General features: G+C 43.2%; 9 protein-coding genes. 4 read left to right on the forward strand and 5 right to left on the reverse strand.

What is annotated here, in order from left to right:
- Positions 1 to 43: 43 nt before the first annotated feature.
- Positions 44 to 955 carry a lipid A deacylase LpxR family protein gene (locus tag M23134_RS32720; protein ID WP_002704166.1) on the reverse strand — a complete coding sequence of 304 codons (912 nt, stop codon included), beginning with the start codon at positions 953 to 955 and terminating at the stop codon, positions 44 to 46.
- Between the two features lie 51 nt (positions 956 to 1,006).
- Here M23134_RS32720 and M23134_RS32725 point away from each other — a divergent pair, with 51 nt between their 5' ends.
- Positions 1,007 to 1,636, forward strand: coding sequence for a chloramphenicol acetyltransferase (locus tag M23134_RS32725; RefSeq protein WP_002704167.1), 630 nt, complete (start codon positions 1,007 to 1,009; stop codon positions 1,634 to 1,636).
- 163 nt (positions 1,637 to 1,799) lie between these two features.
- On the opposite strand, the gene nadE is transcribed toward M23134_RS32725, so the two are convergent.
- Positions 1,800 to 3,821 carry an NAD(+) synthase gene (nadE, locus tag M23134_RS32730; RefSeq protein ID WP_002704169.1) on the reverse strand — a complete coding sequence of 674 codons (2,022 nt, stop codon included), beginning with the start codon at positions 3,819 to 3,821 and terminating at the stop codon, positions 1,800 to 1,802.
- A gap of 749 nt (positions 3,822 to 4,570) precedes the next feature.
- Here nadE and M23134_RS32735 point away from each other — a divergent pair.
- The gene (locus M23134_RS32735) at positions 4,571 to 5,119 is read left to right on the forward strand and encodes a hypothetical protein (RefSeq protein ID WP_002704170.1); all 549 of its coding nucleotides are present in this window, start codon (positions 4,571 to 4,573) and stop codon (positions 5,117 to 5,119) included.
- On the opposite strand, the gene M23134_RS32740 is transcribed toward M23134_RS32735, so the two are convergent.
- Positions 5,120 to 6,229 (reverse strand): AMP-binding protein, encoded by a 1,110-nt coding sequence (locus tag M23134_RS32740; protein WP_002704172.1) that lies wholly within the window; start codon positions 6,227 to 6,229, stop codon positions 5,120 to 5,122.
- Positions 6,230 to 6,295: 66 nt separating this feature from the next.
- Positions 6,296 to 6,691 carry a hypothetical protein gene (locus M23134_RS32745; protein ID WP_002704174.1) on the reverse strand — a complete coding sequence of 132 codons (396 nt, stop codon included), beginning with the start codon at positions 6,689 to 6,691 and terminating at the stop codon, positions 6,296 to 6,298.
- A 306-nt stretch (positions 6,692 to 6,997) separates the two neighbouring features.
- Between M23134_RS32745 and M23134_RS32750 the strand changes: the two genes are divergently transcribed.
- Together M23134_RS32750 and M23134_RS39285 are read left to right on the forward strand one after the other, a co-directional pair.
- Complete coding sequence (locus M23134_RS32750; protein ID WP_002704175.1) at positions 6,998 to 8,533, forward strand: acyl-CoA synthetase; 1,536 nt, start codon at positions 6,998 to 7,000, stop codon at positions 8,531 to 8,533.
- Between the two features lie 495 nt (positions 8,534 to 9,028).
- Positions 9,029 to 9,787 carry a nuclear transport factor 2 family protein gene (locus M23134_RS39285; protein WP_002704177.1) on the forward strand — a complete coding sequence of 253 codons (759 nt, stop codon included), beginning with the start codon at positions 9,029 to 9,031 and terminating at the stop codon, positions 9,785 to 9,787.
- Between the two features lie 244 nt (positions 9,788 to 10,031).
- On the opposite strand, the gene M23134_RS32760 is transcribed toward M23134_RS39285, so the two are convergent.
- The coding region (locus tag M23134_RS32760) for a hypothetical protein (protein WP_045114808.1) at positions 10,032 to 10,265 on the reverse strand (234 nt) is incomplete at its 5' end.

Below are 10,265 nucleotides of genomic sequence, written 5' to 3' on the forward strand. Positions count from 1 at the left end.
TCAGTAAATATTTTCACTTAAAATCACGGCGGAGTATTGATCATCAAAACCCTATCCCTATCTTTAGAGCTCCCCAACGGTGGCTTTGGGCTTGAACAAACTCAGGGCTGACATAGTGCCAGGCATAGCCTATGTTTGCCCTACCATAGCTTAAGGTTACCCCTAGTTTAAGCGAAGTAAGCCAACGTTCGATCTGATCGTTTGACAGTTTGTGTGGGCTACTAGTATTGAACAACCCACCTTGCAAGGTGGCGTTGTACCCTACCCAACTTTGGTAAGCCACGCCATACAATTGTACCCCTAACTGTGCCCGGTGGGAACTGCTCCAGTGCGCACGTGCCCCCACACTGGCTGAGGTAATCAATGTGCTTAATTGCACCTTTGCCAGCCCACTTATGTTGGTGCGATGGATATTGCCTAACAAGGCTTTTTCATACCTTAGGCTGTAGCCCACAATCAAGTCAGCCGCCACCTGATTGTCCCAACCCTGGGGTTGTTCGCTATTCACTACTTCATGAATGGTTTTTTGCATGCCTTCGGCAAAGGCAGCCGGACCTATAGTGCCCAAATACATGGCACTGGTCAGGCTTTGCTGTTTAAGTGTATCTTGTTGGGTATACCACCAGGCAATGTGCAATGCTCCAGCATAGGGGCGGTCGTTGGGTAGCACTTGCCCCGTGCCCAAATCGGTAGGGGTAAACACCTCGTGCTTTAGTTGTATACCGCTTTGCACAAAGGATGATGGCCTGGGCAACTTGATCATCAAACGGTTTAGCCAAGCCTTGGTCAAGGCAACTGAAGCGTAGTTTAACCGAATGCCTTGGGTGTAGTATTGGTCGGTTTGGGTAAACAAATCGTTGGCGTATTCCACGCTCAGTTGTTGGGTTTGGGCAACACCGCCAATACTTGATAAACAAAAAAAGACAGCTATGGTGATGGATAAAATATAATGCATAGTTTTAGCGTATAAATCTGTTTAAAAACAATAACTTGAGTACACCTATTAATGAAAATCCTTGATAAAACCACCTGGAACAGGCAAGAACATTTTGAGTTTTTTAGCCAATGCGATGACCCTTTGTTTGGTATAAACACTACTATAAACGTAACGCAGGCTTATCAAAAGTGTAAAGCCAATAATTGGTCGTTCTTTTTGTATTACCATTTTTTATCTACTCAAGCCATCAACAAGGTAGAGGAGTTCAAATACCGGATCAAAGGCGATGAGGTGGTTATTTTTGACAAAATTCACACTACTACAGTGTTGCTGCGCGACGACAAAACTTTCATGTTTTCTTTTATGCCATTTACTCCTTCTTTTGATCAGTTTGTGGCGAATGCCCAAGCGGAATTTGCGAAAGCAAAGAATACTACAGGGATAGGCTTTAACGAAAATACCGCCAAGCTCAACACCATTCATTACTCTGCCATACCCTGGGTCAACTTTACCGGACTCACCCACGCCCGTAATTTTGCTGTGGTAGACAGTAGCCCCAAAATATCTTTTGGAAAAGTGACTCAGAAAGCCAATGATGAAATGACCATGCCTTTGTCAGTATTTGTTCACCATGGTTTAATGGATGCCTACCACGTAAGCTTATACATTGATCGGTTTCAGGAACTGCTCAATTCATAGTAGTCCCTGATTAAAATGCCTATAACCCTGCAAAAGTAAACGGCCTCATCACGCACAAAAAACCGAAGTATTTCAAGAGAAGCTCCTACATTATATCTTCGGTTTTAGTATTTTTATAGCCGTAACTTTCTTTTAAAATCATAAAAACTGCTTTTGTGTACTTTTAACCGTGTGCCCACATTTCGGCCAGTTCTTTTTTAAATCCGCCCGAAAGGATCGGGAAACGGCACCAGGTTTTAGGGTCAAGGTTTTTATCGTCTAAATGAAAAGATGGGGCATAACGTTCTCTTTTCCATTGGTTGCGACACCAAAGCTTAAAAAACTTGTCAGTCCAGGTCTTGAGTTGGGCTACCTCATATTGACTGTAACTTGCCTTAAGCATAGTCAAACACTCTAACGGAGTGCGTTTGTCTCTAATGGCGTGCTCTTCTATATCATCCAACAAGTCATAAGGCATCAGGTCACCCTCATCGGTTTGGTGAGAGTCTTGAGGGCGCAGCTCTGCAGTGGGTTGTTGGTTATTGACCAACTCTAGCGCAGGCAAGGTCAATTTTTGGTCAGGCGTAGCCAAGGTCAAACCATCGTTTTGCAACCACCGCAACCACTGACGTAAAAAAGCTTTGTCAATGCCTGCAATCGGACTTACTCCGCCCGATGTATCGCCGTCCATGGTGGCATAGCCTACGGCAGCTTCAGAGCGATTGCTGGTAGACAGCAACAGTGCCCCCTTAAGGTTGGCAAACATCCAAATACCTGGCGAACGCAACCTTGCCTGAATATTTTGTAAAGTAATATCGTCTTGCTCCCAGGTAAGCGGGCGCCCTATAGCTTTGCTTACCATAGACACATAGTTTTCGCGCAGTGGCTCTACATCCAACTCGTGAAACTCTGAACCAATGCCTTTGGCAAGTTTGGCGGCAGCATTGAGGGTAACCTTGCCACTATTGCGGGTAGCCTGATAAGCACAAGTAATGAGTTGCTGCGCTATCTGGTGAGGCAAATTAGCCGAAGACTGGTCTAATTGTGCCAACGCTTTGACATGACCAAGCTTATTGAGAAAATACGTAGCGCCTACATTTTCAATGCCTAGTTCTATCAACAAATAACACAAAGCAGCTACTGCGGCAGAGTCGGCACCACCACTTAGCGAAACCACAAAACCCCTGGAAAAACTTTTGCGCATATAATCAAACAAGGCAAGGCTTACGGCACGACTAAACTCTTCCTCTTTGATAAAAGGGCTCTTTTCCCAGGCTTCTTGCTCCAGGTGGGGCAGCATAGGAGCACACTCAGGGTAAGTAAAATCACACTGTACCCGGTGGCGGTAGTCATCGGCTGTGTCAAAAGGTATTTGGTTTTGTATTTGAGCCAACCGGGTCAACTCTATGTCAATGGTAGTAGTGGTTACCTCCCAGTTGGCATAAGAAAACCGCTTCCCGGTGGCAATCATTTCGCCATTGGTGGCAACCAAAGCACCTCCGTCATAAATGGCACGTCCTGCTTCATTTCCCAATAGATTGGCATAAATATAACTTACACCAAAAGCTCTGGAACCTTCCAATACAAAACGTTTTCTGATTTCGAGTTTACCAAAAGCAAAGTGGCTGGCACTGGGGTTGAGCAAAATATCAATTCCATATTTATACAAATCGCGCCCCGGTCGATTTGCCACCCAAGCATCTTCGCAAATTTCGTAGCCTATTTTTACCCCTCCTATGTCAAAGTATACATCTCCTACCTTTACCTCGGCACCACCCAGCATTTCGGGCAGTTGAATAGTGGTAATTTCACCGCTTTTCCAGGCTTTGAACCAACGTTGTTCGTAATGAATGCCTTGCCCGGCAAGAAATTTTTTAGCCACAAAACCCGCCACTTTTCCATTCACAATTAAGCAGGCAGTATTAAACAACTGGTTTTGTACAAATAAAGGCAAACCTACCGACACAACCATTCCTTGGGTATGGGGCAGTATTTTGACCAGTACTTCAAGCGCCTGAGCACAGGTGTTGGGGGCATAGAAGGCGTCTTCGCAACCATAGCCTGTAATACAAAGCTCAGGCAGGCACAACAAGCTCACCCCTTGGTTACGGGCGTTGTTGATGGCTTCTATAATATTTTGGGTGTTTTGTTCCCAGTCGAGCGGGGTTTGGTTGAGTATTGCTGCTGCTACCTTGATTAATTGCATATTTTAATATTTTGAGTTTTATATTTTTAGAGCTTGTTTAAAATTAGCCAAAAGGCAGAGCTCGCCTGCGGCTCGGTTCATTAATCAGGTCTTTTACGAGATTTTCCTGATTATAAATTTGACGCATCTAATCTGAAAACTCATCATAAAATCTCCTATGACCGAAAACTTAAACAAGCTCTTAAGCATTACCATCTGGGGGTATGCTTTTGATTGGCAATCTTTTGAGTAATAAATAGTTCAATACTCTGCAGTGATTTTAGTCAAAGTTGTTTGCTGATTAACTTTGTTGAGCTCGCCAGAGGCTCGGTTATCAGTTATTGATGAATTTAAAAACTATTTAATTGGGTGTTTAGGTGTAAAACCGAAACACTTTTAAAAATAAAGTGAGTACGCAATCTTAATATAAAATACTGGTTTACAGCATTTAACAAGGTGAACATTTACTCGAATCAGCTATCGACTATCGACTAAATACTATGGACTATTGTAGTTGATATTCAGGAACAAAATAAAGTTGTGCAAAATGCTTGTCTAAAGAAAACCAACCACGCCAATTTATAAAATATTATCACATACACCTGCATTTACTTTTGGAATATTCACCTAAAATTCACTAACTTACTCACAACAATTTCAGAGCTTGGTTAAACTTTATAATTCAGGCAAAAAAGTGATTTTTGTTGCTGCTAACCAAATTTAAACGAGCTCATAAGGTATCATTCAACATAAGTATTCAAGTTTATATTATGGCACAATATATCCCTTTTGAAGAAGGTATTGATGTAAATGGGCAAACAGTTTTAGCTTTTATTAATGCATTGCCTATGTTTCGTGATGACATGCTGGAAATACTGGCAAAACACGGAATTAGTAATCCTAAAGAAGGTGAGTGGTACCCACAACTTGCCTGGTTGAACGCTTTTAGAGAGATAGGCGAAAAGTATGGGGCAAATACCTTGTTTGCCATTGGCAAAGCTATTCCCGAAAACGCTGATTTTCCTCCCGATATTGATAACCTGGAGAAAGCGCTGGGAGCCATTGACGTGGCTTACCATATGAACCACACCAAGGGCAATATTGGACACTACAAACTGGTAAAGTTTAACGGAGAAGATAAAATAGCCATTATGGAGTGCCGCAACCCTTATCCAAGCAATTTTGACCGAGGTATTATTACTACCATGGCTCGTAAGTTTAAGCCCCCCAGTGTGCTCCTGATTGCAGTAGAGCTTGACACCTCTAAACCTAGCCGTTTGGACGGCGCCGAACAATGTACTTACCGAATTACCTGGTAGCTATGGCTTACGCAGGTGCTTAATGGTGTGCAAACGGTCTATTTTGGCGGTAGGAGTTTCGGCAAACTCAGCGACAAAATGCATGCTTTTGGGCGCCTCATATTTTTTGAGTAAACCAGCCGTATTTTCCAGTATGGCTTGCTGCCTGTTTTGGGGCAAAGGTGTCCCTTCCAGTACCACTATTATTTGTTCGCCCAGGCGATGATCGGGCAAACTTGCCACAAAAAAACGTCGCTGAATGCCTTGTTCAGTCATTACCTCATCTATTGCTTGCTCTACAGTTTCTACCTGCACTTTTACTCCTCCCGTATTGATTACCCTATCGGCACGCCCCAGCCATTTGAAATGTGTAGCATCGGTGAGTTGTACCAGGTCGTTGGTGGTGATCCATTGATGACAGGTAGTAGGCGATTGTATTTCAATACAACCCCGTTTATCCTGGCGCATGTGTACACCTGGCAATAGTTGATACTCTTCGGCGCGGGAGGAAGAGTTGATTTGCCGCAAGGCAATATGACTTACGGTTTCGGTCATACCATAAGTAACGTATACCTGAGGACGCAATGGTTTGAGTGCTTTGGCAAGGGCGTAGTTTACGGGAGCTCCGCCAATAATGACCACCTGTAAGTCATTGAGCCAAGGGGTGCCTGTGGGGTACTTCAGTATGGCTTGTACTTGCATGGGTACCAATGCCACAAAATCGAAAGGAGTAGGGTGAGAATAGGTTTCTTTCAGGTTTTTTAGTGGGTTTTCGGAGGGAGGAATAATGGTCATGTGGAGCCCCAGCTCAAAGCCTCTTACCAGCATCATTATACCTGCTATATACTGAGTGTTGAGACACACCAGTGCACGTTGCCCTTGAGTGAGCCCTAGCGCTTTACCCGTCATCAGCGCACTTTGCTGCATTTGGGTGCGCCCCAACTGTATGGGTTTGGGCACGCCAGTAGAGCCCGATGTATGAACGGTAAACTGAGTCTGTCCATTGAGCCATGCATTGCAAAATTCAAGGGTATGTTGGGTGTAGGGGCTCATGGGTGTAGTGGCATAAGCACCTGAGCGTATCGCGTCATAGGTGAAAGTTTCACCTTCAATTGTCAGAGTATCTAACATTACAATCAGACAGTAGGATGGCAAGAGGTTTATTGCCTGGCACTTGCTACGCAATAAACCTGTACTTTAACTGTTGTTTTGTTTATAAATTCGTTTAACATCTACTTGAAATTGGTTAATAATGGCCAGCTCTTCTTCAGACACGCCCGATACACCAGCCACCTTTTCGAGCACCGAAATAAACTTCTCGATGTGGTCTTCGGTCAATACGTCTTTATTTTTGCGTATGACAAAAAGTACCCGGTTGTAAGTAGCATCCAGGTTGTGGTCTATCTGTTCGTTTTCCAGCTGTTCAAACCTGTCTAGTGCCAACCAGCTATTGCGTCCCAAATCTTCTTTGACAGCTTCGGTAAACACAACTTTTTCGCTCTTCGACAATACATTATCTACTGTGGCAATTACATAAGCCAATTCGCCAATGGCTCGGTAAATATCACGTTCTTCTAAGGTTAACTCCTGCATTTATAGTGGTTTTTTGGTGTGTTTTCAAAAATACGATTAACTTTGATTTTACGAAAAAATAAGGGGTGATAGTGTGCTATCGCTACATTCGACAGCGTGTCCACTAGAAAGTGTTTTCACTTTCGTTATACTTAAGCAAAAATGGTTTTGAGGATGGATTTTGACTAATTGTCTGAATACCAACATTAATCAATCCTGTAAATCCTAAAATCACTTTAATCCTAGTATACTTGGCTTTTAATAGTTTATTATCACACTACTATTTATTTAATCTGCAATTCTTTGTAAACGTAACCAATCATTCAGATGAATTCTTTGATTCCCCTAATCAATCAAGCATATCAATATAAAAATAAAGTTGCTATTATCGATGAAAATGGCACTTATACTTATGAACAATTGCTGGAGGTGTCGGCATCGATTGCCCAACACTTGCTAGAGCAAACGGGCAAAACCGACCTAAACGAAACAAGGGTCGCTTTTATGGCAATGCCTAACTTTTATTATGCGGCTATTCAGTGGGGTATATGGCAGGCAGGCGGCATAGCAGTGCCTTTGGGCATATCGCACCCTATACCAGAGATTGAATACATATTGGATGATACGCAGGCAGAGGTAATATTGACCACCCATCTTTATCAGGATTTTTTGGCACCTTTGGCGCAAAACAGCCAATCGCGTCACTTGCTGATAAGTAACGTAGAAACTTTGCCCAGACAATCCGTGGCTTCTGCCAAACTCCCCGAAGTACCCGCCAGCCGTCGCGCCCTTATCATTTATACCAGTGGTACTACCAACCGACCCAAAGGAGTAGTGACCACCCACGAAATAATCAGGGCACAAATCACGAGCCTTACTACCGCCTGGGGCTGGACCGAACACGACGCTATTTTACATACCTTGCCTTTGCATCATGTACATGGCATTATCAATATTTTGTATTGTTCGTTATGGTCGGGAGCGCGTTGCGAGATGATGTCTAAGTTTGACGCGCAGAAGGTGTGGGACAGGTTTACCCAAGGTGAACTTACTTTGTTTATGGCAGTGCCTACGGTATATAATCGCTTGATTGAGTTTTGGAACAAGGCAGACCGTACCCAAAAAACTGCTATGTCGGAAGGGCTCAAAAGCATGCGCCTGATGGTGTCGGGGTCGGCAGCTTTGCCAGTGAGTGTGTTGCTTAAGTGGAAGGAGATCAGTGGGCAAACTTTGCTCGAACGTTATGGAATGACGGAAATAGGAATGGCGATTTCTAACCCGTTGTTGGGGGAGCGTAAGCCAGGGTATATTGGCAGGCCTTTGCCAGGCGTAGAGGTACAACTGATAGGCGAAGATGGGGAGTTGATTACCGGGCCAGACGATATGGGAGAAATCAGGGTGAAAAGTCCGTCGTTGTTTTTAGAGTATTGGGGCAAAGAGGTAGCCACCAAGGGTTGTTATGATGATGGCTGGTTTTGTACTGGCGACATTGCGGTACGTGACAAAGATGGTTATTACCGTATTTTGGGGCGTAGTTCGGTAGATATTATCAAAAGCGGCGGGTACAAGATTTCGGCTTTGGAAGTAGAAGAAGTTTTGCGCAAGCACCCCAAAATAGCTGAAGTAGCCGTAGTGGGTGTACCCAATGACCAATGGGGCGAGCAAGTATCGGCGGCCATTGTTGCCCAAGGTCGAAAAAAAGCCATTATGCTCGATGAATTGCGCGAATGGGCGCAAGAGTTTTTGTCTAAGTACAAAATTCCTACAGCTATGATGGTGGTAAACGACCTCCCCCGCAATGCAATGGGTAAAGTAACCAAGCCTAGTATTGTGAGACAGTTTCAGCAAAAAAGTAAAAAGTAGGCAATGAGTCCAACCTTCAGTTTGTTTAAAAATTGCCTGACCTAAGGATTGAATTTAAAAAATCGAGCCAATACATTTGATTATCCCTCAGTATTGGCTACTTTTATTGGGTTGAATATAAAATTAAACACATACACGAAAAATCCCTTCTTAGGAATGGTGAGAAATTAAATTACCCTTCTTGAGGTAGAGGTTTTGTTTTGAGACGAGGCTATTTTTTGCGCCCATAGCAGCGCTACGGGCAATAACCGATGGCTACAGCTACGCTGTGCCGAGCTCTGCCAAAGGCTAAAAATAACGAAGCATCAAGGCAATAAATCACCTCTCAGAGTGTAAATTTATTTTTGAACAATTCCTTATAGCAAGTAGGACAAAGCATTACAAAGTTTTGCTACATGATAACTACGCCTACTTGCGAACCCCCCTGATTATTTCTTTTTCTAAAATTATTTACTCCTTGGTACACACACCAAGGGCAACAACTTTCTATTCGATATGGAACAACTTCATATAAATAAATCTATAGTACAACAATTTTATACCGACATAATAGGGCAACAAAATGCCCATGCAGTTGACCGCCTACTGACTGATAGCTACATTCAACACAACCCCATGGTAAAAACTGGCAAGGCAGGCTTATTAGAAACACTAGAGGTGCTCAAAAGTTTGCCTAAAGACGCCAACCAACCAACGCCTGAGCTGGGTATGATCGCAGAGGGTGATTTGGTTTTTACTCATTTTAAGGTGGCTTTTGCCGGACAACAAAAGTTGGTGGCAGAAATGTTTCGTTTAGAAAACGGGCTCATTGCCGAGCATTGGGATGCTATACAAGCTATAGATGATTATGCTTGGGAGCAAGTGGTAAGTATGCCTAACGGGCAACAAGGCGCTCAACCATTGACTGATGTAAGTTACCGAAAAATACAGCAACTATACAATGAAGTGTTGCTACCACAGCAGTACAAAAACCTTGAAAGGTTTTTAGTGGCTCAGGTAACCCTGCATGCGCCTGATGTTACCCAGGGGGTAGATCATTGGGTAGCGCGTCATCGCAAATATCAGGTTGATAAAGTACACAGAGTAATCACGGAGGGGAATATGGTGGCAGTGCAGAGTAGTGGGGTTGTTGATGATAAAGCCCATGTAATATATGCGATGTATTGCTTGAACAAAGAGGCAAACATCACTAAACAATGGCTGACTATGCAGGCAATACCCATGCAAATGGCGCATAATAACGGGATGATTTAATTCAGCCCTTGGTATTGTCCTTAAAAAACCCCGGCAAATAATTTATTTGCCGGGGTTTTGTGTGTTTAGTAAAATGGAAAAAATAAAGTAATCCAAAAGAAGGCAGTACCTGTTTGTTGCACGATGAAAAAAATATTTGCGTAGCCTTAGCTACGGAACTGTTTTTTGAAGAAGTACAACGGTCAGAAACGAAGTTCAGTGGATGAGGTTACTTTTGTAGTTTTACTTAATCGTTTTTCAATTTTCAATCGATGGGCAACCTGTTGCTTACCATCATTGTGAGTTTGGGTGCCAGCCCAGCGAGTGTTCGCACTTCGTTTTCGGCAAGAATGAGTTTATTTTGTTTTTGAGAAAATTCATAAATACAGGTACCAGTAGATAGCTGCTTTCTTACAATCACCATCCCACGAAAGTGGAGGCGCATCTTGGGTAATACTTCCCCCCTTATTTGAAAATACCTGCTGATATGAAAATAACT

This window comes from Microscilla marina ATCC 23134 (assembly GCF_000169175.1).
GTDB lineage: Bacteria > Bacteroidota > Bacteroidia > Cytophagales > Microscillaceae > Microscilla > Microscilla marina.

What these genes read in the sequence shown, in the direction of transcription:
- M23134_RS39285 (WP_002704177.1), top strand. Translation starts at nt 9,029, where the DNA reads ATGGAACAACTTCATATAAATAAATCTATAGTACAACAATTTTATACC.
- M23134_RS32725 (WP_002704167.1), top strand. Translation starts at nt 1,007, where the DNA reads ATGAAAATCCTTGATAAAACCACCTGGAACAGGCAAGAACATTTTGAG.
- nadE (WP_002704169.1), bottom strand. Translation starts at nt 3,821, where the DNA reads ATGCAATTAATCAAGGTAGCAGCAGCAATACTCAACCAAACCCCGCTC.
- M23134_RS32735 (WP_002704170.1), top strand. Translation starts at nt 4,571, where the DNA reads ATGGCACAATATATCCCTTTTGAAGAAGGTATTGATGTAAATGGGCAA.
- M23134_RS32750 (WP_002704175.1), top strand. Translation starts at nt 6,998, where the DNA reads ATGAATTCTTTGATTCCCCTAATCAATCAAGCATATCAATATAAAAAT.
- M23134_RS32720 (WP_002704166.1), bottom strand. Translation starts at nt 955, where the DNA reads ATGCATTATATTTTATCCATCACCATAGCTGTCTTTTTTTGTTTATCA.
- M23134_RS32745 (WP_002704174.1), bottom strand. Translation starts at nt 6,691, where the DNA reads ATGCAGGAGTTAACCTTAGAAGAACGTGATATTTACCGAGCCATTGGC.
- M23134_RS32740 (WP_002704172.1), bottom strand. Translation starts at nt 6,229, where the DNA reads ATGTTAGATACTCTGACAATTGAAGGTGAAACTTTCACCTATGACGCG.